The 24,794-nt window shown below is 70.4% G+C and carries 26 protein-coding genes and 1 CRISPR repeat array; of the genes, 10 read left to right on the forward strand and 16 right to left on the reverse strand.

Annotated features, from left to right (window positions below; translation table 11 throughout):
- Positions 1 to 5: 5 nt before the first annotated feature.
- Genes cas5e through cas2e form a run of 4 tightly spaced genes read left to right on the forward strand, consistent with a single transcriptional unit; the run spans position 6 to position 2,562 of the window.
- Entirely contained in the window at positions 6 to 686 is a 681-nt protein-coding gene (gene cas5e, locus EBL84_RS11745; protein ID WP_123140989.1) for a type I-E CRISPR-associated protein Cas5/CasD, read from the forward strand.
- On the forward strand, positions 683 to 1,321 hold the full coding sequence (gene cas6e, locus EBL84_RS11750; protein ID WP_123140990.1) for a type I-E CRISPR-associated protein Cas6/Cse3/CasE: 639 nt from the start codon (positions 683 to 685) through the stop codon (positions 1,319 to 1,321). Before cas5e ends, cas6e begins: the two co-directional genes overlap by 4 nt.
- Positions 1,322 to 1,370: 49 nt before the next feature.
- The gene (gene cas1e / locus EBL84_RS11755) at positions 1,371 to 2,282 is read left to right on the forward strand and encodes a type I-E CRISPR-associated endonuclease Cas1e (RefSeq protein ID WP_123140991.1); all 912 of its coding nucleotides are present in this window, start codon (positions 1,371 to 1,373) and stop codon (positions 2,280 to 2,282) included.
- A complete protein-coding gene (gene cas2e, locus EBL84_RS11760; protein ID WP_123140992.1) occupies positions 2,263 to 2,562 on the forward strand; it encodes a type I-E CRISPR-associated endoribonuclease Cas2e in 300 nt (99 codons plus the stop codon). The genes cas1e and cas2e overlap by 20 nt, the downstream gene beginning before the upstream one ends.
- A 91-nt stretch (positions 2,563 to 2,653) precedes the next feature.
- Positions 2,654 to 3,658: a CRISPR direct-repeat array (repeat unit 29 nt; unit sequence GTGTTCCCCGCGCATGCGGGGATGAACCG).
- A 33-nt stretch (positions 3,659 to 3,691) separates the two neighbouring features.
- Here the strand turns inward: cas2e and EBL84_RS11765 are convergent.
- Both EBL84_RS11765 and EBL84_RS11770 read right to left on the reverse strand, forming a co-directional pair.
- The gene (locus EBL84_RS11765) at positions 3,692 to 4,579 is read right to left on the reverse strand and encodes a DMT family transporter (RefSeq protein ID WP_123140993.1); all 888 of its coding nucleotides are present in this window, start codon (positions 4,577 to 4,579) and stop codon (positions 3,692 to 3,694) included.
- A gap of 244 nt (positions 4,580 to 4,823) precedes the next feature.
- Entirely contained in the window at positions 4,824 to 6,353 is a 1,530-nt protein-coding gene (locus EBL84_RS11770) for a sigma-54-dependent Fis family transcriptional regulator (protein WP_223807008.1), read from the reverse strand.
- Positions 6,354 to 6,565: 212 nt separating this feature from the next.
- Here EBL84_RS11770 and EBL84_RS11775 point away from each other — a divergent pair, with 212 nt between their 5' ends.
- Together EBL84_RS11775 and tsaA are read left to right on the forward strand one after the other, a co-directional pair.
- Positions 6,566 to 7,486 carry a sulfite exporter TauE/SafE family protein gene (locus EBL84_RS11775; RefSeq protein ID WP_123140994.1) on the forward strand — a complete coding sequence of 307 codons (921 nt, stop codon included), beginning with the start codon at positions 6,566 to 6,568 and terminating at the stop codon, positions 7,484 to 7,486.
- Positions 7,487 to 7,567: 81 nt separating this feature from the next.
- Positions 7,568 to 8,281 (forward strand): tRNA (N6-threonylcarbamoyladenosine(37)-N6)-methyltransferase TrmO, encoded by a 714-nt coding sequence (tsaA, locus tag EBL84_RS11780; RefSeq protein ID WP_123140995.1) that lies wholly within the window; start codon positions 7,568 to 7,570, stop codon positions 8,279 to 8,281.
- Positions 8,282 to 8,288: 7 nt separating this feature from the next.
- Here the strand turns inward: tsaA and sbcB are convergent, their stop codons facing one another.
- The 9 genes from sbcB to ppc form a co-directional block, all read right to left on the reverse strand.
- On the reverse strand, positions 8,289 to 9,722 hold the full coding sequence (gene sbcB, locus EBL84_RS11785) for an exodeoxyribonuclease I (protein ID WP_123140996.1): 1,434 nt from the start codon (positions 9,720 to 9,722) through the stop codon (positions 8,289 to 8,291).
- 46 nt (positions 9,723 to 9,768) lie between these two features.
- Entirely contained in the window at positions 9,769 to 10,113 is a 345-nt protein-coding gene (gene rplS, locus EBL84_RS11790) for a 50S ribosomal protein L19 (protein ID WP_123140997.1), read from the reverse strand.
- A 21-nt stretch (positions 10,114 to 10,134) separates the two neighbouring features.
- Positions 10,135 to 10,884 carry a tRNA (guanosine(37)-N1)-methyltransferase TrmD gene (trmD, locus tag EBL84_RS11795; protein ID WP_123140998.1) on the reverse strand — a complete coding sequence of 250 codons (750 nt, stop codon included), beginning with the start codon at positions 10,882 to 10,884 and terminating at the stop codon, positions 10,135 to 10,137.
- Between the two features lie 34 nt (positions 10,885 to 10,918).
- Entirely contained in the window at positions 10,919 to 11,431 is a 513-nt protein-coding gene (gene rimM / locus EBL84_RS11800) for a ribosome maturation factor RimM (RefSeq protein WP_165913467.1), read from the reverse strand.
- A gap of 23 nt (positions 11,432 to 11,454) precedes the next feature.
- Positions 11,455 to 11,718, reverse strand: a complete 264-nt coding sequence (rpsP, locus tag EBL84_RS11805; RefSeq protein WP_123141000.1) for a 30S ribosomal protein S16 — start codon at positions 11,716 to 11,718, stop codon at positions 11,455 to 11,457.
- 127 nt (positions 11,719 to 11,845) lie between these two features.
- Positions 11,846 to 12,979 carry a toxic anion resistance protein gene (locus EBL84_RS11810; RefSeq protein WP_190287952.1) on the reverse strand — a complete coding sequence of 378 codons (1,134 nt, stop codon included), beginning with the start codon at positions 12,977 to 12,979 and terminating at the stop codon, positions 11,846 to 11,848.
- A gap of 49 nt (positions 12,980 to 13,028) precedes the next feature.
- Positions 13,029 to 13,904 (reverse strand): 5-bromo-4-chloroindolyl phosphate hydrolysis family protein, encoded by an 876-nt coding sequence (locus EBL84_RS11815; RefSeq protein ID WP_123141001.1) that lies wholly within the window; start codon positions 13,902 to 13,904, stop codon positions 13,029 to 13,031.
- Complete coding sequence (locus tag EBL84_RS17490) at positions 13,898 to 14,023, reverse strand: hypothetical protein (RefSeq protein ID WP_255419394.1); 126 nt, start codon at positions 14,021 to 14,023, stop codon at positions 13,898 to 13,900. The genes EBL84_RS11815 and EBL84_RS17490 overlap by 7 nt, the downstream gene beginning before the upstream one ends.
- 152 nt (positions 14,024 to 14,175) lie before the next feature.
- Positions 14,176 to 16,962 (reverse strand): phosphoenolpyruvate carboxylase, encoded by a 2,787-nt coding sequence (gene ppc, locus EBL84_RS11820; protein WP_123141002.1) that lies wholly within the window; start codon positions 16,960 to 16,962, stop codon positions 14,176 to 14,178.
- Between the two features lie 215 nt (positions 16,963 to 17,177).
- Between ppc and EBL84_RS11825 the strand changes: the two genes are divergently transcribed.
- Positions 17,178 to 17,609: a hypothetical protein gene (locus tag EBL84_RS11825; RefSeq protein ID WP_123141003.1), complete on the forward strand. Its 432-nt coding sequence runs from the start codon at positions 17,178 to 17,180 to the stop codon at positions 17,607 to 17,609.
- 5 nt (positions 17,610 to 17,614) lie between these two features.
- Here EBL84_RS11825 and egtD read toward each other — a convergent pair whose 3' ends face one another.
- Positions 17,615 to 18,631, reverse strand: coding sequence for an L-histidine N(alpha)-methyltransferase (gene egtD / locus EBL84_RS11830; RefSeq protein WP_123141004.1), 1,017 nt, complete (start codon positions 18,629 to 18,631; stop codon positions 17,615 to 17,617).
- The gene (egtB, locus tag EBL84_RS11835) at positions 18,628 to 19,899 is read right to left on the reverse strand and encodes an ergothioneine biosynthesis protein EgtB (RefSeq protein ID WP_123141027.1); all 1,272 of its coding nucleotides are present in this window, start codon (positions 19,897 to 19,899) and stop codon (positions 18,628 to 18,630) included. The genes egtD and egtB overlap by 4 nt, the downstream gene beginning before the upstream one ends.
- 221 nt (positions 19,900 to 20,120) lie before the next feature.
- On the opposite strand from egtB, the gene EBL84_RS11840 reads away from it, so the two are divergent.
- Positions 20,121 to 20,795 (forward strand): LON peptidase substrate-binding domain-containing protein, encoded by a 675-nt coding sequence (locus EBL84_RS11840; protein WP_123141005.1) that lies wholly within the window; start codon positions 20,121 to 20,123, stop codon positions 20,793 to 20,795.
- 15 nt (positions 20,796 to 20,810) lie between these two features.
- Here EBL84_RS11840 and EBL84_RS11845 read toward each other — a convergent pair whose 3' ends face one another.
- Positions 20,811 to 21,005 (reverse strand): hypothetical protein, encoded by a 195-nt coding sequence (locus EBL84_RS11845; protein ID WP_190287953.1) that lies wholly within the window; start codon positions 21,003 to 21,005, stop codon positions 20,811 to 20,813.
- A 98-nt stretch (positions 21,006 to 21,103) separates the two neighbouring features.
- Between EBL84_RS11845 and EBL84_RS11850 the strand changes: the two genes are divergently transcribed.
- Together EBL84_RS11850 and EBL84_RS11855 are read left to right on the forward strand one after the other, a co-directional pair.
- The gene (locus EBL84_RS11850; RefSeq protein WP_123141006.1) at positions 21,104 to 21,430 is read left to right on the forward strand and encodes an iron-sulfur cluster assembly accessory protein; all 327 of its coding nucleotides are present in this window, start codon (positions 21,104 to 21,106) and stop codon (positions 21,428 to 21,430) included.
- A 73-nt stretch (positions 21,431 to 21,503) separates the two neighbouring features.
- Positions 21,504 to 21,923, forward strand: a complete 420-nt coding sequence (locus tag EBL84_RS11855) for a SufE family protein (RefSeq protein WP_123141007.1) — start codon at positions 21,504 to 21,506, stop codon at positions 21,921 to 21,923.
- An 8-nt stretch (positions 21,924 to 21,931) separates the two neighbouring features.
- Here the strand turns inward: EBL84_RS11855 and EBL84_RS11860 are convergent, their stop codons facing one another.
- Both EBL84_RS11860 and EBL84_RS11865 read right to left on the reverse strand, forming a co-directional pair.
- A complete protein-coding gene (locus EBL84_RS11860; protein ID WP_123141008.1) occupies positions 21,932 to 24,085 on the reverse strand; it encodes a xanthine dehydrogenase family protein molybdopterin-binding subunit in 2,154 nt (717 codons plus the stop codon).
- On the reverse strand, positions 24,078 to 24,542 hold the full coding sequence (locus EBL84_RS11865; protein ID WP_123141009.1) for a (2Fe-2S)-binding protein: 465 nt from the start codon (positions 24,540 to 24,542) through the stop codon (positions 24,078 to 24,080). Before EBL84_RS11865 ends, EBL84_RS11860 begins: the two co-directional genes overlap by 8 nt.
- Positions 24,543 to 24,794: the final 252 nt, after the last annotated feature.

Genomic DNA, 24,794 nt, shown 5'->3' on the forward strand with positions numbered 1-24,794 from the left:
CGCAGATGGCCAGATATCTCATCCTGCGTCTCGACGGCCCGATGCAGTCCTGGGGCACCCACACCTTCGAGGACTACCGCCCGAGCAACGCCTTCCCCACCCGCAGCGCCCTGGTCGGGCTGCTCGGCGCCTGTCTCGGGATCGCGCGTGGTGACGCCGAGCGCATCAGCGCGCTCGCGGCGAGCATCGAGATCAGCGTGCGCGCCGACCGCAAGGCCCAACGCCCCGAGGAGAGCGAGTCGAGCCCCAAGTCGGCAATCCGCGAGCGCGACTACCACACCGTGCTCGATGCCCGGAAGGTCGACGGCTCGACCAACCGCCATCCCATCCAGTCGCACCGCGAGTACCTGTTCGACGCCAGCTTCACCGTCGCCATCGGCGCTCGACCCGATGCCGCGTTCGACCTCGATCGCATCGCCGCCGCGCTGCGCCGACCGCTGTTCACCCCGGTGCTCGGCAGACGTTCTTGCCCGCTCGCCCACCCGCTCGTTACCGACGGTGTGATCGAGGCCGAGGACGCGCTCGCCGCGCTCGAGGGATCTCCACCCACGGGTGGCCCGGTCTACACCGAGCAGCCGCTGGCGCACGGGCGCACCATCCCGATACGCGACGTCCCTCACGATCCGCGCCGGCGTCAGTTCGCCAATCGGGTGGTCTATCTGCACCGACAGGAGGGAGAGGCATGATCCTCAGTCGAGCCGAGATCCCGCCGCGCGCGGCCCCCGATCGCTACGCCATCCACCGCGCACTGTGGCGGCTCTTCCCCGAGCAACCGCACGAACCCCGGAGCGACCCCGAGCAACCCCGGCAGGGCTTTCTGTTCCGGATCGAGCAGCAACAGCCGGGGCAGCCGACCCGGGTGCTGGTGCAGTCGCGCCAACCACCCCAGCCCCACGCGGATCTGCGTCTGATCGCCAGTCGCGCGTTCGACCCCCGACCGAGCGTCGGCCAGCGACTCGCCTTCGTGCTCACCGCCAACCCGGTCAAGACCATCCGCGATGCCCACCATGCCGACAAACCGGGCAAGCGGCGCGACACCTGCCGCGTCCCGCTCACCCGCGAGACCGACCAGCAACAGTGGCTGATCCGCAAGCTCGCCGGTGCCGCCGAGATCGAGCACGCCGTCGTCCAACCACACCCGCCGAGCCATTTCAGACGCAAGCAGCGCGGCGGCAAGATCGCCACCGTCGGCTACGAAGGCATTCTCAGGGTGACCGATCCGGCGGCGCTGGTCGGACTGCTGGAGAACGGCGTCGGCCCGGCCAAGGGGCTCGGCTGCGGACTGCTGCTGGTCCGGCGCGCGCCCAGCGGCATCGACTGAGCGCACCGGCAGACCCAGGGAACAGGCCAACACGCGCACGGAGCACCACATGCTGCCACCACTCGAACCCATCCCGATGAAAGAGCGCATCTCGCTGATCTTCATCGAATACGGCGAGATCGACGTGCTCGATGGCGCCTTCGTCGTCATCGACACCAAGGGCGTGCAGACCCACATCCCGGTCGGCAGCATCGCCTGCATCATGCTCGAACCCGGCACCCGCGTCTCGCACCGGGCGGCGGCGCTCGCCGCCCGGGTCGGGACACTGCTGGTATGGGTCGGCGAGGCCGGGGTCCGACTCTACGCCTCCGGCCAGCCGGGCGGCGCCCGCGCCGATCGCCTGCTCCACCAGGCCCGGCTCGCGCTCGATGACCAGGCGCGATTGCGCGTCGTGCGACGCATGTATGCGCTGCGCTTCGGTGAGGAACCGCCGCAGCGGCGCAGCGTCGACCAGTTGCGCGGGATCGAGGGTATCCGGGTCAAGAAGATCTATGCCGAGCAGGCCAAGAGTTACGGCGTGCGCTGGAAGGGGCGCCGCTACGACCCCAAGGACTGGGACACCAGCGACCTGCCCAACACCTGCCTCTCCTCGGCCACCGCCTGTCTCTACGGCATCACCGAGGCCGCGGTGCTGGCCGCCGGCTATGCCCCGGCGGTCGGCTTCATCCATACCGGCAAACCGCTGTCGTTCGTCTACGATATCGCCGACATCGTCAAGTTCGAGACCGTCGTGCCGGTCGCGTTCCGGATCGCCGCCAAGGCCCCGCAAAACCCCGAGCGCGAGGTCAGGCTGGCCTGCCGCGACGTCTTCCGCCAGACCAAGCTACTCGGCAAGCTGATCCCGATGATCGAGGACGTCCTGGCCGCCGGCGAACTCGCGCCACCACCACCGGCGCCGGAAAACATCCCTCCCGCTATCCCCACCCCGGAAGGACTCGGTGATGCTGGTCATCGTCACTGAGAACGTCCCACCCCGGCTGCGCGGACGGCTGGCGGTGTGGCTACTGGAGATCCGCGCCGGCGTCTATATCGGCACCCCCTCCAAGCGACTGCGCGAGTTCATCTGGGAGCAGCTCCTCTCCGGCGTCGAAGACGGCAACGCGGTCATGGCCTGGAGCACCAACACCGAGTCCGGCTACGACTTCCGCACCATCGGCGAGAACCGGCGCATCCCCGTCGATTTCGACGGACTCAGACTCGTCAGCTTCCTCCCCCCACCCCCATCGGACCCTTCACGATGATCGAAAAACCAACCCCTTCGATAGACCCCGAAAATCTGGTAGATTTAGAGGCGCGTATTTTTCTTCGCTGAATCATGCAAATACGCGAAGAGTGTTCCCCGCGCATGCGGGGATGAACCGCAGGGTGCTCATGTCGCCACCGTCAGCGCGACGTGTTCCCCGCGCATGCGGGGATGAACCGTCACCCATCAGATCGACGCGCGTGGATACACTGTGTTCCCCGCGCATGCGGGGATGAACCGCAATTCATCATCCAACTGCCCATCGGATAGGAGTGTTCCCCGCGCATGCGGGGATGAACCGCCGAATCGGATCAGATGCTCGAGGCGGCGGCTGTGTTCCCCGCGCATGCGGGGATGAACCGTCCAATGCCCTGATCGAGGCGGCCGCCTATCGGTGTTCCCCGCGCATGCGGGGATGAACCGAACGCAGAATACCTCGCCGCGCGAATTCGGCCGTGTTCCCCGCGCATGCGGGGATGAACCGTCACCGCAAAACGTGTTCGCCGGCGCGGCGCCGTGTTCCCCGCGCATGCGGGGATGAACCGCCGCCGGCGCACCCGAACGCGTCACGTCGAAAGTGTTCCCCGCGCATGCGGGGATGAACCGTCGTCCGTGCCACGGGGATACAACAGGTAGAGGTGTTCCCCGCGCATGCGGGGATGAACCCCTCGATGGGAGATTGTATGGTCTCGCTCAGTGGTGTTCCCCGCGCATGCGGGGATGAACCGGTCTACGTCGCCCAGCGGCTACAGCTCAAGCGGTGTTCCCCGCGCATGCGGGGATGAACCGGCGCCCGCCTGCAACGCGCCGCCCTTCCTCTCGTGTTCCCCGCGCATGCGGGGATGAACCGCCATCCCCCTGGCGGAGGTGATGGCCCCGATCGTGTTCCCCGCGCATGCGGGGATGAACCGAATAAACACACCGCAACCGTGATCGTGGCCAAGTGTTCCCCGCGCATGCGGGGATGAACCGGCGAGGAGGCCGAGGAGGGGGCTGGTACTGAGGTGTTCCCCGCGCATGCGGGGATGAACCGATCACGCACGCACACACGCCACGTACGCGCGCGTGTTCCCCGCGCATGCGGGAATGAACCGAACATCCTCCCCTACTTGACCCAGCTCACCACATCACCGCACCACCCGCCAGCGCCGCCACCACCGGTCGCCCCACTCGAACAGGGCGAGGCCGGCGAGGATGGTGAGGCTGCCGAGCCAGATCCTCGGGGTCAGCAGCTCGTCGTTGACGAGGTGGCCGAGGAGCAGGGCGAGCACCGGGGTGATGAGCGGGATCAGCGCCACCCGGCTCGCCTGCATGTGGTGGAGCACGAAGTAGTAGAGGATGAAGCCCAGGGTCGAGCCGAACACCGCCAGGTAGAGGATCGACCAGAGCGCGCGCGGCGGCAGCGTCTCCGGCGGCGCAAAGCCCTCGCTCAGCCCCCAGCTCAGCAGGAACAGCGGCACCGCGATCAGCAGCGCGCCGGTGGTGGTCTCGACCGGGTGCAGGCGCGCGCCGATGCGCTTGATCCAGACCGCGCTGGCCGAGTGGATCACCACCGTCACCAGCACCCCGGCCATGCCCAGCAGCGCCGGACCGCCGAGCGCCAGCCCCTGGGCGAAGATCAGCCACAGCCCGCCGATGCCGACGGCGATGCCGAGCAGGCGCGCCGGGGTGAGCGCGCGCTCGCCGAGCCAGACGGCGGCCATCAGCGCGGTGACCACCGGGGTCAGCCCGAACAGCACTGAGATCAGCCCCGAGGAGATGAACTGCGCCGCCCAGTAGACGCAGCTCATCGAGCCCCAGATGCCGAGTCCGGCGGCGACATAGGTCAGCAGCGCCGCGCGGTTCCAGCGCATGCGGCGGCTCATCACCGCCACCAGCACCAGACAGAGGAAGACGCCGAGGACCATGCGCGCGGTGACGCCGAACTGGGCGCCCGCCTCGCTGCTCCACTTGATCGCCAGTGGCGTGGTCGACCAGATCAGGACCACACCGATGAATGCCGCCGGAACCGACACCTGAAACCTCCATTGCACGGAGACGGGAACGAAACAGGCCGCGGGGATGCCGCGGCCTGGGATGAGGGATCGAAGGAACGCAGGGACAGTCGTCTTCGGTTCACCCGGGCACGCGGCGACGCGCCAGCCAGCGCATGAGGCGGGCGACGTAGCGGGGGCGATGAGCGAGGACGAGGACCTGTGACATGACTCGAGTCTCGCCGATTCGGCGAGCGCACACAAGCACGATCGGCGCGCGGCCCGCTCAGTCGCGGAAATCGCGCGCGGCCAGCCCCAGCCGGCGCATCCGCGAGCGCAGGGTGTTGGGGTTGAGCGCGAGCAGGCGCGCGGCGCCGTGCGGGCCCTCGATCCGGCCCCGGGTGTGGCGCAGCGCGGCGGCGATGTGCGCGCGCACCGCCTGATCGAGCGGCGCGATGGCATCCGTCTCGGCGGTGGACACGACCTCGACGCGCGGGCGCGGCACCCCCGGCCCACCGGCACCGAGCGCCTGGGCGATGGCCAGCCCGCGTCCTTCGCCCAAGATGGCGGCGCGCTCGATCACCGCGCCGAGTTCGCGCACGTTGCCCGGCCAGGGGTAGTCGAGCAGCAGCGCCAACTCATCGGCGCTCGGCTGCTGCGGCGCCAGCCCGAGGCGCAGCGCCGACTTGCGCGCAAGATGCGCGGCCAGCGCGGGGATGTCGTCGCGGCGCTCGCGCAGCGCCGGCAGGCGTAGCGGGAAGACGTTGATGCGATACCACAGATCCTCGCGAAAGCGCCCGTCGGCGACCATCGCGTGGAGGTCGCGATGGGTGGCGGCGATCAGCCGCACGTCGGCGCGCAACGGCTGCTGACCGCCGACGCGCTCGAAGCTGCCGTCCTGGAGGATGCGCAGCAGCCGCACCTGGACGGCGAGCGGCAGCTCGCCGATCTCGTCGAGCAGCAGGGTGCCGCCGTCGGCGCGCTCGAACCAGCCCTGACGTCGGCTGGTGGCGCCGGTGAAGCTGCCGCGCTCGTGACCGAACAGCTCGGAGTCGGCCAGCTCCGGCGGGATGGCGCCGCAGTTGACGCGCACGAAGGGCGCCTCGGCGCGGCGCGAGCGGGCGTGGATGGCGCGCGCGATCACCTCCTTGCCCGAGCCGGTCTCGCCGAGCAGCAGCACCGGGGTGTCGGTGGGGGCGACCTGCTCGACGCCCTGCATCACCCCGCGCAGTCCGCCCTCGGCGCCGATCAGGGTGTCGCCGAGTCCCTGTCGACCGAGCCGGGTGAGCAGCGAGTGACGATCGGCCTCGGCACTCTCGCGCAGCCGCGCCAGCTCGCGCAGATGGCGGTCGTTGCGCAACGCCACCGCGCAGGGGTGGGCGATGGCGCGCAGCAGCCGCTCGGCCCCGGCGTCGATCGCGCCACCGAGCAGCAACACGCCCAGCGCCTCGTCGTCGAGCGCGAGCCCGAGCGCCCCGCCCCGCCCCGCCAGCCCCGTCGGCAGCAGCCCGGGGAGGTCGTCGGCGAGCGCGGCGAGCGACGCGACCCGTGCCTCGCCGCGCAGACACCAGCGCCGCAGCCGCGCGCGCTGATCGATGCTCGGCGTGCGCGCGCGCGTCAGCGCCGGTGGCGGCGCGCCACCCCACCCCAGCGGTTGCAACCGCCCCTGCGCAGGGTCGAGTTCGAGCAGCAGCAGCCAATCGTGGGCGAGGTGCCCGGCGAGCAGCGCCGAGAGCGCGGGCGCGCCCTCGCAGAGCGCCGGGCGACAACAGAGCGCGCGCCACAGGGCGAGCAACATCGGGTCCTGATCGTCCATATCCGTTTTATTTCATGGCTAAGCCGTTCAATGAAACGGATTATCCGTGATATGAAACGGCATGAACAGCGGTCTGTCCTTAGCCGGATCTCTCCCGTGTTCCGTACAGTGTTTTCCGTTCAATGACTTGGGCGATCCCGGCACATCCTGGCCCGGTTCTTGTTCTAGGGGGAGCCAGTCTTCCACCAAACGAACCCAAGGAGTCCCGATCCATGAATGCCGCCGTCGCCACCGTCGCGACCCTCTCCGAGGTCTACCGCACCCATCGTCGTCGTCTGCTGCTGTGGGCGGTCCTGGTCTCGAGCGTGGTGCTCGCGCTGCTGGCGCGCGACCCGCTGGCCGAGCAGGGGCTGTTCGACCCCGAGTGGATCAGCCTCGGCAGCGCGGCGCTGCTGGCGGTGTTCGCCGCCGCGCTGCTCTGCGAGTATCTCGATTCCAGTCTCGGCATGGGCTATGGCACCACCCTCACCCCGCTGCTGTTGCTCGCCGGCTTCGCGCCCTTGCAGATCGTCCCCGCGGTACTGCTCTCGGAGCTGTTCACCGGGCTCGCCGCCGGGCTGCTGCACCACCGCGACGGCAACATCGACCTGCGCCGCGACCATCAGGCGCGGCGCACCTTCTGGCTGCTGGCGACGCTGAGCGCGGTGGGGGCGATCAGCGCGGTGCTGTTGGCCGTCCGGCTCTCGACCCAGTGGTTTTCGGTGGCGATCGCGGTGATCGTGCTCGGCATGGGGCTGGTCACGCTGATCACCGCGCGCCGCCGACTGCGCTATCGCCCGGCGGGGATCCTCGCCATCGGCTCGATCGCGGCCTTCAACAAGGGGCTGAGCGGGGGCGGCTACGGGCCGCTGGTGACCTCGGGCCAGGTGGTCTCGGGGGTGGCGCCGCGTCAGGCGGTGGCGATCACCTCGATGGCCGAGGCGCTCACCTGCCTGATCGGGCTCATCGCCTATCTGCTGCTCGGCGGTGCTATCGACTGGTCGCTGGCGCTGCCGCTGAGCGCCGGCGCGCTGCTCTCGGTGCCGCTGGCCACGGTCACGGTGCGTCGCCTGCCCGAGGCGCTGATCCGGGGCGCGGTGGGCGTGCTGACGCTGACCCTCGGCGCGCTGCTCGCGTTCAAGCTGCTGCTCTGAGACGGCGCCGAGATGGTAGGCTGGACCCTTTTGCCGCGCCCCCGCGTCCGGCAAAAGGGTCCACACGCACACGGAGTCTCGATGTCCTTCAGTTTCGACCCCATCGGTTTCATCCGCTCGCCCTATACCGACAAGTTCGGCATCCCCCGTCAGCCGCGGCTGGTCGAGGCCGCCCACGCCCGGCTCGAACTCTGCCCCGAGTACGCCCGCGAGGAGGCGTTCAAGGCCCTGGAGGGCTTCTCCCACGTCTGGGTGGTGTTCGTCTTCCACGACGACTGTCTCGATGCCGGGTGGCGCCCGACGGTGCGCCCGCCCCGGCTCGGCGGGCGCTCGACGGTGGGGGTGTTCGCCAGCCGCGCGCCCTATCGGCCCAACCCGATCGGGATCTCGGCGGTGGCGCACGAGGGGTTGGAGCGCGACGGCAACGGGCTGGCGCTGAGGCTGCGCGGGATCGATCTGCTCGACGGCACCCCGGTGCTCGACATCAAGCCCTATGTCCCCTACGCCGACGCGCTGCACGATGCGCGCAGCGGCTTTGCCCAGGAGCGGGTGGTGTGTCTGCGCCCGATCCGCTTCGAGGCCGCCGCACTCGAGGGCATCGCCCAGGCCGACCCCGATGGCCGCCTGGGGCTGCGCGCGTTGATCGAGCAGGTACTGACCCAGGATCCGCGTCCCGGTTACATGGACCGTTATCCGGAGCGGCGCCGCTTCGGGCTGCAGCTCTACGATCGCAATATCCGCTGGGAGTTCGACGAGCAGTACATCCGCGTACTGTCGGTGGAGCTGGCCTGCTGAGGGCGGCTCAGGGGGCGATGTCGAGGACCTGCTCGGCCCAGTCGGCGAGCGCTTCGAGCACGCGGGCGCGGGCGGGGTCGAGGCCCTCGGCGTCGAGTTCGGCAAGCCGCTGCTCGAAGTCGTCGATGGTGAGGCTCGCGCCCCCATCGGGCTCGGTGAGGCGCGCCAGACGATAGCCGTCCCAGCGCTCGCGCTCCTCCGGCGAGAGGGTCTCGGGCCAGTTGCGCGCGCGATAGCGGAAGAGCATCTCCGGCAGGCGCGGGTCCTCGAACGCCGGGGCGAGCCCGGCGAGCTGCGCCGGCGGCAGGCGACGCAGCTCGTCGAGCAGGCGGCGGTCGCGATCGCCGAGGAAACCGCCGCCGTAGAGCATCAGGTCGGGATCGGTCTCGGCCGCGGGCGGGGTGTCGAACAGCGCCCGCGCCCGCTTGGCCAGCTCGGCGGCGTGCTCGGCGGCGAAGCGGGCGTGCTGTTCAACCGCGGCGGGGTCGATCTGCCAGCGCGCGGCGGCCTCCCCCCCCAGGGTCTTGAGCGGGGCGAGCACCGGGGCGCGGTTGAGGTGCACGGTCTTGAGCGGCGGGCGCTGCACATCGGCGCCGCGCGCCGCGGCCGGGGTGAACAGGCGCGCGCGCAGCTCATCGATCGGGGTGTCGAGCAGCAGCGCCGGGTGGTGGCGCAGGTCGAAGCAGAGCACCCCGTTGGGGTTGCCCGGATGGGGGGCGAGCGCGGCGATCGGGGCGATGCAGCCGAGTGCGGCCGGGTAGCGCGCCGAGGCGTGGAGCAGCGGCTGTCCGCGATCGATCAGCGCGCGCGCCTGACGCTTGTCGCGCAGGGTCAGGGCGTAGTCGAACAGCCGTGGCTGGGCGCGCTTGAGCAACCGCGCCAGGGCGATGGTGGCGCGCACGTCGGCCAGCGCGTCGTGCGCCTGACCGTGCTCGATACCGTTGGCCGCGCTCAGCGCCTCGAGCCGGAACGAGGTGGAGCCGTCCTCGTGTCGCGGCCAGGCGATGCCCTCGGGGCGCAGCGCGTGGGCCAGACGCAGGGTGTCGATCAGGTCCCAGCGCGAGTTGCCGTTGCGCCACTCGCGGGCATAGGGATCGAACAGGTTGCGATAGAGTAGATGACGGGTGACCTCGTCATCGAAGCGCAGGCTGTTGTAACCGACCCCGCAGGTACCGGGGGTGGCCAGTTCGGCATGGATGGCGGCGGCGAACTCGGCCTCGCACACCCCTTCGCGCGCGGCCAGCTGCGGCGTGATGCCGGTGATCAGACAGGCGTCGGGATGGGGCAGCAGGTCGGTGGCCGGGCGGCAGTAGAGCACCAGCGGATCGCCGATCTCTTCGAGCTCGACGTTGGTGCGCACACCGGCGAACTGACAGGCACGATCACGCCGGGGGTCGGCACCCCAGGTCTCGTAATCGTGCCAGAGGAAGGTCCGGGACAAGGCGTCCAGAACGCGCAGCCGCCCGGGCGGGCGGCCGCCACGAACCTCAGACCTTTTCCTTGATGCGGGCGGCCTTGCCGGAACGCTCGCGCAGGTAGTAGAGCTTGGCGCGACGCACGTCGCCCTTGCGCTTGACCTCGATCCCGGCGATGGTCGGGCTGTAGGTCTGGAAGACGCGCTCGACGCCCTCGCCGTGGGAGATCTTGCGCACGGTGAAGGCGGAGTTCAGACCGCGGTTGCGGATGGCGATCACCACGCCCTCGAACGCCTGCAGGCGCTCACGGCTGCCTTCCTTCACGCGCACCTGGACGACGACGGTGTCGCCCGGGGCGAAATCCGGCACTTCACGGGTGATCTGCTCGTTCTCGAGCTGTTGAATGATGTTGCTCATGGTTTCCTTAGGCTCCTGTTCTTACCCGGCGCCATCGGCATGATGGGCCCGGACGAAGTCATCGAGCAGCGCCTGTTCGTCCGCACTCAGGCCTCGCCGCTCCAGCATTTCCGGTCGGCGCAACCAGGTCCGCCCTAGCGCCTGGCGCAACCGCCAACGTTCGATCGCGCGGTGATCGCCGCCGACCAGCACCGCAGGGACCTCCTCTCCGTCGATCCGCTCCGGTCGTGTGTAATGGGGGCAGTCCAGTAGCCCGTCCATGTGTGAATCCTGACGCGCCGAATCGGCGTGCCCGAGCGCGCCCGGCAGCAGCCGGATCACCGCGTCCATCACCACCATGGCCGGCAGCTCGCCGCCACTGAGGACATAGTCGCCGATCGACCATTCCTCGTCGACGTGCCCCTCGATCAGCCGCTCGTCGACACCCTCATAGCGCCCGGCGAGCAGGATCCACCCCGGTTGCGTGGCGATCTCGACCATCGCGGTCTGATCGAGCACCCGCCCCTGGGGCGAGAGATAGGCGACCCGGCTCGCCGGCGCCGCCGCGCGTGCGGCGGCGATGGCCGCGCGCAGCGGCTCGACCTTCATCACCATCCCCGGCCCGCCCCCGTAGGGACGATCGTCGACGGTGCGGTGGACATCGTGGGTGAAATCGCGCGGATTCCACAGCTGCAACGCAGCCAGCCCACGGGTCAGCGCCCGCCCGGTGACGCCCTGCTCGGCGAAGGTGCCGAACATCTCGGGAAACAGGGTGATGACGTCGAAACGCATGGCGTATGGACCCTCTGTTCGGCCTCGGGGCCGCTCAGAAGTCGGGGTCCCAGTCGACCTCGACGCGGCCTGCGGCGAAGTCCACCTGCTTGACGACATCCTCCCACACGAAGGGGATCAGTCGTTCGCGCTCGCCCTTCACCACCAGCACGTCGTTGGCGCCGGTGGCGAACAGATGGCTGACACGACCGAGTGATTGCCCCTCGGTGGTGTGGACCTCGAGCTGTTCGAGGTCGCACCAGTAGAACTCATCGGCACGCGGCGGCGGCAGTTGATCGCGGGTGATGGCGATCTCCTGACCGACCAGCGCGGCGGCCTGATCACGGTCGTCGCAGCCCTCGAGCCGGGCGACCAGACCCTTGCCGTGACGCTTGCCCTCGGCGAGCTTGCAGGGCCGCGCCTCGGGACCGAGCAGCCACTGGCTATAGTGGAGAATGCCCTCGCGCGGGTCGGTCTCGGAGAACACCCGCACCCAGCCGCGCACGCCATAGACGCCGGCGATGCGCCCGAGCACGATGCGCCGCGTCGACGGCGACCGATCAGTCATCGCGCTCGTCATCCCGTGCGGTCTCAGGCCGCGACGGCCTCGGCGTCCTTGGCAGCCTGCTTGAGCAGCTGCGCGGCGCGGTCGGTCGGCTGGGCGCCCTGGCCGAGCCAGTAATCGGCGCGCTCGCGGTTGATGCGGAGCTCGACCTCACCGCCCTTGGCGGTCGGGTTGTAGAAACCGAGGCGCTCGATGTAGCGACCGTCGCGCTTGGCGCGCACGTCGGCGACAACGACCTGATAGAAGGGGTTCTTCTTCGAACCACCACGGGACAAACGAATCGTGACCATGTGCTGTCCTGGCTCAGACTGAACTGTTAGCGATGCGGGACACCCCGCGGGTAAACGCGTAAATATACAGAATCTTGCGAGAAATGGAAGAGCGGAGTTCGATCGCAATCGCCCCGCCCGCCCCCGCTCAACCGCGCTCGGCGCCGGTTCGGGCGCTGGCGGCACTGAGCGTGGCGCGCAGATCCGCCTCCAGACGCGTCAGCTCGGCGTTGGCCTCGGCGCGCGCGCGCTTGCCGGCATCGGCGATCTGCAGGCTCTCCTCGATGGTCTCGATCAGGCTGCGGTTGGCCTGCTTGACCGCCTCGATGTCGAACACCCCGCGCTCGATCTGGCGTCGCGCCTCGGCGTTGGCCGACTTGAGATTGGCGGCGTTGGCCTGGAGCAGCTCGTTGGTGAGGTCGGTGGCCGCCTTCAGGGTATCGGCCGCCTCGGCCGAGCGGAAGATGGTCACCGCCTGGGCGAGCTGCTGGCGCCACAGCGGCACGGTGTTGACCAGGGTGGAGTTGATCTTGTTGATCAGCCCCTTGTCGTTTTCCTGCACCAGCCGGATGCTCGGCAGCCCCTGCATCGCCACCTGACGGGTGAGCCTGAGGTCGTGGACGCGCCGCTCCAGATCATCGCGCGCGCCGCGCAGGTCGCGCAGCCGTTGCGCCTCGACCATGTCGGCGCCGGCCTCGACCTGGGCGACGAGCGCCGGGATCGCCCGCTCGTCGAGTTCGACGAGCTTGCGCTCGCCGGCAAGGATATAGGACTCGAGCGCGCGGAAGTAGTCGAGATTGGCGGCATAGAGCCGATCGAGCGCGGTGACGTCGGTGAGCAACTGGGTCTTGTGACCCTCGAGCGCACGCGAGATGTCCTCGATCTGGTCGCGCACCGCCTCGTACTCCTCGAGGAAGCGGGCGATCGGCCGGGTCTTGCCGATGAGCTTGGAGAACCAGCCCTGACGGCGATTGGGGTCGAGCCCCTCGACGTCGAAGCCCTTGAGGGTGGTGACCATCTCGCTGAGCGCGGCGCCGGCCGGGCCGGTGTCCTTGGCGCGCACGCCCTCGAGCATCCGGTCCGAGACCTCGGTGAGACGCTGCTGGGCCTTGGCGCCGAAGAACATCACCGAGTGCGCGTCGCGGAGGTCGAGCTCGCCGAGCAGGCGCTCGACCTCGGCCTCGTCGACACCGGCGTGCTCGGGCAGCCCGAGTTCGGTCATCGACTCGGCCAGGGCGTCGGTGCGACCGGTGGTGGTCTGGGGATACTGGGATTGACTCACTGCGGTTGATCTCCGGGGAAAACGGGTGAGGACGGCGCGCGCCGGGCGACTAGCTCAGGCCCTCGCGTTCGAGCTGCTGCTTGAGCACCTCGATGCGCACGTCGAGGTCCATCAGGTCGCTGTCGAGCAGGCGCTGGTGCTGCTCGTCGAAGACCTCCTCGACGGTGACCAGCACGCCGCGGAAGTTCTCCTCCAGCGCCAGCACGTCGGCCTGACGGTGGGTGCGGGCATAGCCGTCGGTGACCTGACGCACGCCGTCGAGATAGACGTTGAGGAACTTGCGCGCGCGGAACAGATCGGTCGGACGCTCGGCGATCTGCTCGAGGATACGCCGACCCTTGAGCGCGATGCGCCCGAGCCGCGCCTTGAGTTCGGGGTTGGCGATGCGCGCGGCGGCGGTCTCGACCTCGATGAGCTTCTGCTCGGCCTCGGCGAGCGCCGCGGCGACCTTGCGCGCACGGGCATCGCTGAGGTCGAAGGGCTGCTCGGGCGCCTCCGGCAACAGCCCGTAGCTGAGATGGAAGCCGAGCAGCGCGACCGCGGCGAAGGCGAGCGCAAGCCCCGCCCCCTGCCCCAGCGAGACCAGCACGCACCAGCCGGTGGCAAGCGCCACCAGCAGCCCGCCGAGGGTCTGCAGCCGCACCCGCGGCAGCCGCGCGAAGCGCCGGCGGCGATCGCGCAGGTGGGCCTCGCGGATGCCGCGCCGGGTGAGATAGGCCGCGGCCATGAACAGCGCGAAGCCGCTGGCGTCGGCGAGGAAGGACTCCAGCCGTCCGGCGCCGAGCGCGATCAGCGCGCCGAACAGCAGCGGCAGCGGCAGCACGAACAGCAACAGCCCGCGCAGCCGTGGCGCGCGCGGCGTCTCGCGCGCCACCACGCCCTCGCGCAGCAGCTCGCCGAGCCGTCCGGCCCCGCTGCTCACCATGAGAACAAGGCCTGACAGGAGACCAGGCCGACGCTGAAGAAGAGCAGCACCACCCCGAGCACCCTGGCGCCGAGCGCCGGACGAGCGGGGGTGGAGCGGTTGGAATCGGGATCGTTCATGGCGATGGGGTCTGAATGAGTCGGGTGACGCGAGGCGCCAGCGTCGGCCGCGCTGGCCGCCGCGCGCAGGTGCGCGTGATTTCATCTTCTGTGGTTTAAAGCCGTTTTTTCAATAGGGATATTCATTGCCGACGCCACGCGGGCGTCGGCGCTCAACCAGTGTTACGCATCCCGGCGGCGATGGCGTTGATCGAACGCAGCAGCGGGTCGAGCCACTGCTCGCGCTGCTCCGCCTCGGGCTCGCCGCGATAGCGCTCGAGCAGCACCACCTGGATGTGGTTGAGCGGGTCGAGATAGCGGTTGCGCCGCAGCAGCGAGCGGCGCAGCGCCGGCTGGTCGGCGAGCAGTCGATCGGTCTCGGTGACCGCCAGCACCTCGCTCAGGGTCAGCCGGTACTCGGCCTCGATGTGCGCGAGGAGGGCCGCGGCGCGCGACGGGTCGTCGGCCAGGCGCAGGTACTCGCGGGCGATCGCCATCTCGGCCTTGAACAGCGACATCTGGGTGTTCGACAACAGCACCCGGAAGAAGGGCCACTCGCGATACATCCGTCGCAACCGCGCCAAGCGTTCGGGATCGTCGCCGCGATAGCGCGCCAGCGCGGTGCCGATGCCGAACCACCCCGGCAGGGTCAGCCGCGCCTGTCCCCAACCGAACACCCAGGGGATGGCGCGGATCGAGCCGAGCGAGCGATCGCCGCGGCTGCGGTGCGCCGGGCGCGAGCCGATGTTGAGCAGCGCGATGCCGTCGACCGGGGTGCAGGCATAGAAGTAATCGAGCAGTCCCTCGGCGCCGACCAGGGCGCGATAGGCCGCCTCGCCGTGCGCGGCCAGCTCGGCCATGACCTCCAGGTCCTCGGCGCGCTCGGGCGCGGCGGGCTCGATCAGACAACGGCTGGCCTTGATCAGACCGCTGATCCCCATGGTGAGTTCATAACGCGCGGTCTCGGGGTTGGCGTAGCGATAGGAGAGCACCTCGCCCTGCTCGGTGAACTTGATCTGGCCGTGCACGGTATCGGCCGGCTGGGCGAGGATCGCCTCGTGGGTCGGGCCGCCGCCGCGCCCCACGGTGCCGCCGCGACCGTGGAACAGACGGCAGGCCACGCCGTGCTCGTCGGCGAGCGCGATCACCTTGCGCTGGGCCTCGTAGAGCCGCCAGCCCGAGGCGAGGATGCCGCCGTCCTTGCAGGAGTCGGAATAGCCGAGCATCACCTCCTGCTGATCGCCCGAGGCGCGCAACAGCGCGCGATAGGTGGGGTCGGTGAACAGCCGCCCCATCACCGCATCGATCCGCGCCAGGTCGTCGATGGTCTCGAACAGCGGCGCGATCTGCAGGGTGCAGAACCAGCCCTGACGATCGTGCCCGGCGAGCCCCGCCAGGCGCGCCAGCAGCATCACCTCGAGCACGTGACTGGCCTCGCGGGTCATCGAGATCACGTACTGGCCGATTGCCTGCTCGCCGACCTCGGCGCGCGCCCGGGCGATGGTCTCGAAGGTCTCCAGGGTCTCGCGGGTGGCCGCGCCGAGGGTCGCCTTGTCGATGACAAAGGGCTGGGGATGGGCGATCGCCTCGGCCAGGGCGAGCAGGCGCTGCGACTCGTCGAAGGCGAGATAGTAGGGCGCGCCGGGCTGGCGGGCGAACAGCTCGGCCACCGCCTCGGTATGGCGGCTCGACTCCTGGCGCAGATCGAGCTGCACCAGATGGAAGCCGAAGGTCTCGACCAGACGGATCAGGTCGTGGAGCGGCCCGGCGGCGGCGCTGGCATCGCCGTGATGGACCAGCGAGTCGCGGATCAGCTGAAGATCGACGAGAAAGGCGCGGGCATCGCAATACCCGGCCGCCGGCAGCGTCTCGGCCTCGGCGAGACGGGCGCGCACCCGCGCCAGGTTGGCCTCGAGCCGGTGGGCGATCATCGCCAGCTTGCGCCGGTAGGGCTCGTTGAGGAAGCGGCGCAGGCTCTGCCCCATGGTCTCGACCCAGTAGTCCTCGTCGGCGTCGAGGCTGTCGAGGAAGGCCGGCGCGGGCTCGCACAACGCGCTGGAGTGGCTGAGCATGCGCTGCAACCGCCCCACCCGTTCGAGATAGTGCTCGAGCACCAGCTCGGCGTGCATCCGCACCGCCAGCTCGGTGGTCTCGGGGCGCACGAAGGGGTTGCCGTCGCGATCGCCGCCGATCCACGAGCCGAAGCGCATCAGGCTCGGCACCGCCGCGGCGGTCTCGGCGCCGTGGACCCGGCGCACCGCCTTCTCGAGGATGCGATAGACCTCGGGCACGGCGCCAAACAGCGACTCGCGGAAGAAATAGAGCCCCTGGCGCACCTCGTCGGTGACCTGCGGCTTGTGCACCCGCACCTCGTCGGTCTTCCACAGGATCTGGATCTGGGCGCGGATCTCGGCGAGCTTGTCCTCGCGCTCCTCGTCGTTGAGCCGATGCCGGTGCAGGTCCTGACCGGCGAGGAAGATGCGGCGGAAGATCTCGGCGATGGTGCGCCGCCGCGCCTCGGTGGGATGCGCGGTGAACACCGGCAGATAGACCAGGTGCTCGAGCAGGCTCTGGAAGGGCGCGGGCGCCACCCCGTCGGCGGCGAGCCGACGCACGGTGTCGTCGAAGGAGCCGCGCCACAGCCGCTCGCCGGAGGAGACGCGCGCCATGCGCCGGAGATGGGCGTTGAGCTCCTCGGCGGTGTTGACCAGACCGAAATAGATCGCAAAGGCGCGGATCACCTCGGCCAGGGTCTGCGGGTCGAGCCCCTCGATGCGCGCCCGCAGACGCGCGCGCAGCGTCTCGTCCTCGCCCTCGCGCAGCTGCATGAAGCCCTCGCGCAGGCGCTCGACCACCACCAGCACGCGCTTGCGACTGTGCTCGCGCAGCACGTCGCCGAGCAGCCGGGTGAACAGCTCGATGTCGCGCTCGAGCACGGGATCGTCCACGGTCTCGTTCATCAGCTTGGCTCCGGGGGATGGTGCGGCACTGCCGCCGGGGGCACGGGCGCGGGCGTCCAGGCCGCGCGGCCACCGTCAGCATCGACCGCGACGGCGGGAAACGCAAGCTCGGGGCCGCGCCGGCGGCGTCCTGCGAGAAAGATGACGATCCTGTTTCGAAACCCTTACCCGTGTGCTTTACTCGGGTATAGCCTTACCCCGTCGGAGTCGTGCCCATGCCCCACCCCGCCGCCAAGCTCGCGCTGCTCTGCTGTCTGCTCGGCGTCCTGCCCCAGCCGCGGGCCGAGACGCCCGCCTGTCACCAGCCCTTCGCCCACCCCGAGGCTGGCGCCGAGCGGCTGCGCGCGATCGCCCGCGCCTGCGACGACCCCGTCCTCGCCCGGCTCTATCACCACCGCGCCGCGCATCGCGAGGCGCTCGGCGAGATCGCCCTGCTCGCCCGGCTGCACCGCGCCCACGGCAATGCCGACCGACTGCGGCTGCACCAGGGACGCATCCACGCCGCGCTGCTCGAGGGCTTCGCCGCACGCGCCTGGCACGCCGGGCGCGCCGAGACCCTCGACGCCCTCGCCCGCGGCTACGCCCGGGCGATCGACCGGCTCGAGCGCACCATCGCCGGCCAGGACCTGGCCTACGGCGGGCGCTGAGCCCCTCAGCAGGCCTCGACGCGCAGACAGTGCACGCTGAACAGCCGGTGCGGGTCGGTCCACACCCGCTCGGGGACGAAGCCCGCGCCGGCGGCCAGCTGGTGGAAGCCGGCGATGTCGTACTTGTAGGAGTTCTCGGTGTGGATGGTCTCGCCGGCGGCGAAGACGAAGCGCTGCCCGGCGACGGTCACGGTCTGCTCGCGCAGGCTCTCCAGATGCATCTCGACGCGCCCCTGGACGTCGTCGTAGCGGGCGCGATGGACGAAGGCCTCGAGGTCGAAGTCGGCGTCGAGTTCGCGGTTGAGCCGTTCGAGCAGATTGCGATTGAAGGCCGCGGTCACCCCCTGGGCGTCGTCATAGGCCGCCTCCAGCACGGCGCGCTCCTTGCGCAGATCGACGCCGATCAGCAACCGCCCGCCGATCCCCACCAGCGCCGCCACCCGCAGGAGCAGGGCGCGCGCCGCCTCGGGCTCGAAGTTGCCGATGCTCGACCCGGGGAAGAAGGCCGCCAGGCCCTCTCGATCGCCCTCGATCGGCAGCTCGAAGGGGACGGAATAATCGGCGCAGGTGGCATGGATGGCCAGCGCCGGGAAGTGCTCGGCGAGCGACTCGGCGGAGGCGCGCAGGTGCTCGCGGGAGATGTCGATAGGGATGTAGATCTCGGGTTCGAGCGCGGCGAGCAGGATGCGGATCTTGAGGCTGCTGCCGCTGCCGAGTTCGAGCAGCACCCGACCGCGCCCGAGCAGGTCGGCCATCTCCTCGCCGTGATCGCAGAGGATCCCGATCTCGGTGCGGGTCGGGTAGTACTCGGGCAGTTCGGTGATGGCGTCGAACAGTTGCGAGCCGCGCGCGTCATAGAAGAGCTTGGGCGAGAGCCGCTTGGGGCTGCCCGCGAGCCCGGAGAGGACCTCGGCACGCAGGTCATCCGGGGTCGGGTGGGCATCGAAGAAGCGCACTCCCGGCGCGCCCCCCGAGCGAGGCGGGCGCGATCCGGTGGCGAGCGTGGCGGCGATGTTCATCATTCGACCTCCGCGAGTCTGAATCCCTTGAACTGCCAGCGTTCGTGGGGATAGAAGAAGTTGCGATAACTGAGCCGCAGATGGTCGCGCGAACTCACGCAGGAGCCGCCGCGCAGCACCATCTGGTTGCACATGAACTTGCCGTTGTACTCGCCGATCGCGCCGCCGGGGGCGCGATAGCCGGGATAGGCGAGATAGGCCGAGGCGGTCCACTCCCAGAGATCGCCGAAGAGCTGGCGCAACCCGCTGCCGCGCGCCGGACGGGGATGGAGCAGGCCGCTGTCGAGGAAGTTGCCGGCGCGTTCGACACCGGCGGCGGCGTGCTCCCACTGCGCCTCGGTCGGCAGCGACTTGCCCGCCCAGCTGGCGTAGGCATCGGCCTCGTAATAGCTGACATGACAGACCGGCTCGGCGGGGTCGAGCGGGCGCATGCCGCCGAGCGTCAGCGTCTGCCACTGACCGTCGACCCGCTCCCAGTAGAGCGGCGCCTCCCAACCCTCGGCGCGTACCCGCGCCCAGCCGTCGGAGAGCCAGTGGGCGGGATCGTGATAGCCGCCGTCCTCGACGAAGGCGAGGAACTCGGCGTTGCTCACCAACCGGTCGGCGAGCGCGAAGGGCTCGAGGAAGGCGCGATGGCGCGGGCGCTCGTTGTCGTAGGCGAAGCCCTCGGGCCCGGCGCCGATCTCGACCAGCCCGCCGTCGAACGACACCCAGTCGAGCGGCTCGGGCACGCCCGGCGGCGGCGCCGCGAGATCGGCGCGATAGGCCGGGCGCAGCGGGTTGTGGGCGAGGTTGCGCTTGATGTCGGTGAGCAACAGCTCCTGGTGCTGCTGCTCGTGATTGAGCCCGATGCGCAGGCGCAGCTCGACGCGCGCCCAGCGCTCGGCGTCGCACTGCTCGATCAGGCGCAGCATCGCCGCGTCGACATGGCGGCGATAGTCGTAGACCTCCTCGACCCGGGGGCGCGACAGCAGCCCACGCTCGGCGCGCGGCCAGAAGCCGCTGCCGGTCTGCTCGTAGTAGCTGTTGAACAGATGCGCGAAGCGCGGATCGAAGGGGCGATAGCCATCGAGCGACGGCAGCAGCAGGAAGGTCTCGTAGAACCAGGAGACATGGGCCAGGTGCCACTTCGGCGGGCTGGCCTCGGGGACGACCTGGAGGCCGTAATCCTCGATGGCGAGCGGTTCGCAGAGGTGTTCGGTAAGGGCGCGGACCCGGCGGAACTCGTCCGCGAGCCCGGCGCGCGCGCCATCCGTTGGTGTTGGGTGCATCTCGTCCTCGCTTCGGCTGCAGGTGGGACGACGGCGGACCTCGGTCACACCGCCTGCGGACCTCGATCCCTGAGTGTGCGGTCACCGCCGAAGAATCCAAACCCGATGCCGCAAGGCTGGGGATGCGACGCACACACCCCAATGTGCTCGCTGTACAACCCGATTCGCGGCGCGCTCCGCCCGCGGCGCGGGGCACGTCCACCGAACCCCGGAGCAGTGAGATGACGCGCACCCCCTTCTTCCCCAAGTTCGCCGACCTGCCGACGGAACTCGCGGTCTTCCCCCTCCCCGGCGCGGTGCTGATGCCGGGCGTGCAACTCCCGCTCAATATCTTCGAGCCACGCTATCTGCGCATGATCAATGACGTCCTCGCCGCCGATCACCTGCTCGGCATGATCCAGCCGCAGGAGACGCCGGGCGAGGACGAGACGCCGACGCCCGCCCCGCTCCATCCGGTCGGCTGCGCCGGGCGCATCACCAGCTACAGCGAGACCAGCGATGGACGCATCGTGCTGGTGCTCACCGGGGTGTGTCGCTTCCGCGTCACCGGCGAACTCGCCGAGCGCGCCGGCTACCGCCGGGTGGCGCCCGAGTGGCGGGACTTTGCCGCCGATCTCGACGAGCCAGCGTCCGGCGCGATCGCCGAGCGGCGCCCCTTTCTCGTCGCGCTCGAGCGCTACTGTCAGGTACGCCGGGTCGAGGTGCCGTGGCAGGACCTCGAGCAGATGCCCGACACCGACCTGGTCAACCTGCTCTGCGCCCACCTGCCACTGAGCCCGGAGGACAAGCAGGCGCTGATCGAGACCCTGGAGACGCCGGCGCGCGCGGTGCTGATGCGCGGCCTGCTGGAGATGGCGACGATCGCCGACATCGACGTCGACGACCAGCGTCACTAGCGACCGACGTCGCGCTCAGCGCGCGATCTCCGGATGAGCGACGCGGATCACGATCCTGCCGACGTGCTGCTTGTCGAGAAAGGCGCGCTGCGCCTCGCGCAGTTGCGCGAGATCGAACGCGGCGGCGACCCACGGCCGGATCTCGTCGCGCTCGATATAGCCGATGTCGACGAGATCGCCGCCGCGCTCCGCTGCCCGCCCGGCGCTCACCCGGGTGGCCTGAGCGCGCCGACGAGGATTGAAAACCCCGCCGGTCGGCGCCCATCTAGGCTCAACGCTTCAGTACAAGCCAGATGAGGTAAGCAACCATGGCAGTCACCCTGACCGAGGCGGCCGCGCGCCACGTCTCCCGGATGATCGAGCAACGCGGACAGGGGGTCGGGCTGCGGGTGGCGACACGCAAGAGCGGCTGCTCGGGCTTCGCCTACGAGGTCGACTACGCCGACGCCGTCGCGCCCACCGATCAGGTGTTCGAGAGCCACGGCATCAAGATCGTGGTCGACGACCAGAGCCTCGCGCACATCGACGGCACCGAGATCGACTTCGTGCGCTCGAGCCTGCTCAACCTCGGCTTCGAGTTCCGCAACCCCAACGTCAAGGACCAGTGCGGCTGCGGCGAGTCCTTCAGCGTCTAGCACGGATCCGGTAGACTCGGTCGGCCGCGCGCCCCGCGCGACCGACCCCAGCAACCAACCGCAGCGATCCACCATGCATCAAGACGCCGCCATCCAGGCCATCATCGACGACTTCGACCTGCTCGACGACTGGGACCAGCGCTATCAGTACCTGGTCGAACTCGGCGAGCGCCTCCCGGCGATGGACCCCGCCGACAAGACCGAGGACAACCGCGTGGTCGAGTGCATGAGTCTGGTGCACGTCGTCGCCCGCCCCGCCGAGGGCGGACGGCTGGTCTATGCCGGCGACTGCGACACCGCCATCATCAAGGGTGTGGTGGCGCTGCTCGTCGGGCTGTTCTCCAACCGCAGCGCCGAGGAGATCGCCGCGCTCGACGTCGACGACCTGTTCACCGGGCTGGCGCTCGACGAGCACCTCAGCCCCAACCGTCACGTCGGCGTCTTCGCCATCGTCAACAAGATGCAGCGCCAGGCCGCCGCGCTCGCCGCCTGAACCTCCGCTCAGCCCAGGCGCAGCGGCAGCGCTCGCTGACGCTCGCCCCCGGCCGCCGCGATCGCCGCAGCCAGCGCCGGGGAGAGCGCCAGCGGCCCCAGATCCCCCACCCCGCCCGGGGTCGCGGCACCGGCGATCAGCTCGACCTCGACCTCGGGCATCTCGTCGAGACGCAGCAGCCGATAGTCGGCGAGCGCGCGCTGCTCGACCCGCCCGGCGGCGAAGCTGATGCGCTCGCCGAGCGCAACGCTCAGGCCGAAGGCGATGCCCCCCTCCATCTGCGCGCACACCCCGTCGGGGTCGACCGCCAGGCCACAATCGACCACGCACCACACCCGCGCCACCCGCAGCCCGTCGCCCGCGGCGCGCGGCGCCACCTCGACGACCTGGGCGACCAGACTGTCGTAACCGGTGGCCAGCGCGATGCCGCGTCCGTGACCCGGGGCCGGCGGCTGCGACCAGCCGGCCAGCGCGGCGACGCGCTCGAGCACCGCGCGCGCGCGCAGCTGGTCCTCGAGCAGCGCCAGACGCAGCGCCAGCGGATCGCGACCGGTGGCCGCGGCCAGTTCGTCGAGGAAGCACTCGACGACATGCGCGTTGTGCGCCCGCGCGCCGCCGCGCCACAGCCCGAGCGAGACCGGCAGATCGGCGCGACGGTACTCGACGCGCAGCGCCGGCAGTGCGTAGGGCAGCGCGGTGGCGCCCTCGACCAGGGTCGGATCGAGCCCGTCGGCGATCTCATCGGGCGCCAGCCGCGCCAGCACCGAGGGACCGACGATACGGTGATACCAGGCGCGCGGCAGACCCTCGGCGTCGAGGGTGGCGCGCAGCCGGTGACAGGTCATCGGGCGGTAGTGATCCTGGGTGAGATCGTCGGCGCGGGTCCACACCACCTGCACCGGTCGCCCGAGACGCTGCGCCAGCTCCACGGCGTCGGCGACGAAGTCCTGCTCGACCCGACGACCGAAGCCGCCGCCGAGCAGGGTGGTGCGCACCTCGATGCGCTCGGGCGCGAGCCCGGTGATGCGCTGCGCCGTCTCCAGCACCCGTTGCTGGGCCTGGGTGGGGACATGGATCACACAGCGCTCGGCACTGACCTCGGCGGTGCAGTTCATCGGCTCCATGCAGACATGGGCGAGGAAGGGCAGGCTGTAGTCGGCCTCGACCACCCGCTCGGCCTGTTCGAGCACGGCCAGCGCATCGCCGCGCGACTCGGCCAGCGCCGCGCCGTGCGCATCGAGGCGCGAACGCAGCCGCGTCTCCATCCGCGCCTGATCGGCCGCGGGATCGGCCGCGGGATCGCAATCGATCTCCAGCGCGGCGCGCCCGCGCAGCAGACTCCAGGTATCGCGCGCCACCACCGCGACACCGTGCCGCACCGCCAGCACCGCCTCCACCCCCGGCACCGCGCGCGCAGCATCGGCGCGCCAGGCGCTGACCCGCGCGCCGCTGAGCGGACAACGCGCCACGCTGGCATAGCGCATCCCCGGCAGCCGCACGTCGAGCCCGTAGCGCGCCGCGCCCACCACCTTGTCCGGGGTGTCGAGCCGGTGCTGCGGGGTACCGATCAGTCGCCACTGCGCGGGCGCCTTGAGCGCCACCGACTCCGGCAGCGGCAACCGCGCCGCCGCCTCGGCCAACGCGCCATAGCCGAGCCGGGTCTCGCCGTCGGGGTGATGGACCGCGCCCCGGTGCGCCCGGCACGCCTCCGGGGCGACCCCCCAGCGTGCGGCGGCGGCGCGCACGAGCAGGGTCCGCGCCACCGCGCCGGCCTCGCGCAGCGGTCCCCAGGCATCGCGCACCGAGGTGCTGCAGCCGGTGGCCTGCTCGCCGAGCAGACGATTGACATAGTCCGGCGCCACCGGCGCCGGTTCGAGTTCGAGCTGGTCGAGCCCGACCTCCAGCTCCTCGGCCACCAGCATCGGCAGCGCGCTGGTCACCCCCTGGCCCATCTCCGAGCGCGCCAGCATCAGCACCACCCGACCGTCGCCGTGGAGACGCAGCCAGGCGCCGGGGGCGAACGTGCTCGCAGCACCGTCGGGCGTGTCCGTCTGCTCGGCGTCGGCGGCACCGATGCCGAGCACCAGACCGCCACCGGCGAGCAGGCCGAGCCTGAGCAGGGCGCGGCGACTCAGCCGGAGACCGGGATCGGCATCAACCATTGTGCACCTCGGGGTTGGCCGCGCGCTGGATGGCGCGGCGGATACGCGCATAGCTGCCGCAACGGCACAACACCCCGGACATGGCCGCGTCGATCTGCCCGGGGCTCGGCTGCGGGTGCGCGGCGAGCAGCGCCGCGGCGCTCATCAGCTGGCCGGACTGGCAGTAGCCGCACTGCGGCACCTCCTCGACGATCCAGGCCAGCTGCAGCGGGTGACGACCGTCGGGCGAGAGCCCCTCGATGGTGGTCACCTCGCGCCCCGCGACCTCGCCCAGGGTCACGCCGCAGGAGCGCACCGGCTCGCCGTCGAGGTGCACGGTGCAGGCGCCGCACTCGCCCTCGCCGCAGCCGAAGCGGGTGCCGGTCAGCCCGAGATGATCGCGCAGCGCCCACAGCAGGGGCATGTCGGGGTCGAGATCGAGCCGCACCGGCTCGCCGTTGAGGGTCAGGGTGATCATGGCATCCATCGCGTTCGGGTCGCGACCGGGCGAGACGCACCGGTCCCCAACCGGCCGGACCGCGCCGCGGGGTCCGCCGGAACCTGCCGCGGGGCCCGCCTGACGGCGACGCCGGTCTCTGTGGCGAGCACCCGGACGGCGCGTTAGGATTGCAAATTTCCACCCCGGGCGAAAGGGAGTCGACCGCGCCCGCGCGCTGAACCATTGCTCACCGGCACTGCCTCACTCGGGGTGAGACCGGTGCAGCGACAC

This window comes from Marichromatium sp. AB31 (genome assembly GCF_003718685.1).
GTDB classification, from domain to species: domain Bacteria; phylum Pseudomonadota; class Gammaproteobacteria; order Chromatiales; family Chromatiaceae; genus Marichromatium; species Marichromatium gracile.

Excerpts from the sequence above, each read along its gene's own strand:
- cas6e (WP_123140990.1), top strand. The coding sequence starts at position 683 with ATGATCCTCAGTCGAGCCGAGATCCCGCCGCGCGCGGCCCCCGATCGC.
- EBL84_RS17490 (WP_255419394.1), bottom strand. The coding sequence starts at position 14,023 with ATGAACGATCCCGATTCCAACCGCTCCACCCCCGCTCGTCCGGCGCTC.
- EBL84_RS11775 (WP_123140994.1), top strand. The coding sequence starts at position 6,566 with ATGAATGCCGCCGTCGCCACCGTCGCGACCCTCTCCGAGGTCTACCGC.
- ppc (WP_123141002.1), bottom strand. The coding sequence starts at position 16,962 with ATGAACGAGACCGTGGACGATCCCGTGCTCGAGCGCGACATCGAGCTG.
- cas5e (WP_123140989.1), top strand. The coding sequence starts at position 6 with ATGGCCAGATATCTCATCCTGCGTCTCGACGGCCCGATGCAGTCCTGG.
- rimM (WP_165913467.1), bottom strand. The coding sequence starts at position 11,431 with ATGACTGATCGGTCGCCGTCGACGCGGCGCATCGTGCTCGGGCGCATC.
- egtB (WP_123141027.1), bottom strand. The coding sequence starts at position 19,899 with ATGCACCCAACACCAACGGATGGCGCGCGCGCCGGGCTCGCGGACGAG.
- cas2e (WP_123140992.1), top strand. The coding sequence starts at position 2,263 with ATGCTGGTCATCGTCACTGAGAACGTCCCACCCCGGCTGCGCGGACGG.
- EBL84_RS11850 (WP_123141006.1), top strand. The coding sequence starts at position 21,104 with ATGGCAGTCACCCTGACCGAGGCGGCCGCGCGCCACGTCTCCCGGATG.
- tsaA (WP_123140995.1), top strand. The coding sequence starts at position 7,568 with ATGTCCTTCAGTTTCGACCCCATCGGTTTCATCCGCTCGCCCTATACC.
- EBL84_RS11855 (WP_123141007.1), top strand. The coding sequence starts at position 21,504 with ATGCATCAAGACGCCGCCATCCAGGCCATCATCGACGACTTCGACCTG.
- trmD (WP_123140998.1), bottom strand. The coding sequence starts at position 10,884 with ATGCGTTTCGACGTCATCACCCTGTTTCCCGAGATGTTCGGCACCTTC.
- EBL84_RS11840 (WP_123141005.1), top strand. The coding sequence starts at position 20,121 with ATGACGCGCACCCCCTTCTTCCCCAAGTTCGCCGACCTGCCGACGGAA.
- cas1e (WP_123140991.1), top strand. The coding sequence starts at position 1,371 with ATGCTGCCACCACTCGAACCCATCCCGATGAAAGAGCGCATCTCGCTG.
- rplS (WP_123140997.1), bottom strand. The coding sequence starts at position 10,113 with ATGAGCAACATCATTCAACAGCTCGAGAACGAGCAGATCACCCGTGAA.
- EBL84_RS11770 (WP_223807008.1), bottom strand. The coding sequence starts at position 6,353 with ATGGACGATCAGGACCCGATGTTGCTCGCCCTGTGGCGCGCGCTCTGT.
- EBL84_RS11825 (WP_123141003.1), top strand. The coding sequence starts at position 17,178 with ATGCCCCACCCCGCCGCCAAGCTCGCGCTGCTCTGCTGTCTGCTCGGC.
- EBL84_RS11860 (WP_123141008.1), bottom strand. The coding sequence starts at position 24,085 with ATGGTTGATGCCGATCCCGGTCTCCGGCTGAGTCGCCGCGCCCTGCTC.
- rpsP (WP_123141000.1), bottom strand. The coding sequence starts at position 11,718 with ATGGTCACGATTCGTTTGTCCCGTGGTGGTTCGAAGAAGAACCCCTTC.
- EBL84_RS11815 (WP_123141001.1), bottom strand. The coding sequence starts at position 13,904 with ATGGTGAGCAGCGGGGCCGGACGGCTCGGCGAGCTGCTGCGCGAGGGC.
- EBL84_RS11865 (WP_123141009.1), bottom strand. The coding sequence starts at position 24,542 with ATGATCACCCTGACCCTCAACGGCGAGCCGGTGCGGCTCGATCTCGAC.
- egtD (WP_123141004.1), bottom strand. The coding sequence starts at position 18,631 with ATGATGAACATCGCCGCCACGCTCGCCACCGGATCGCGCCCGCCTCGC.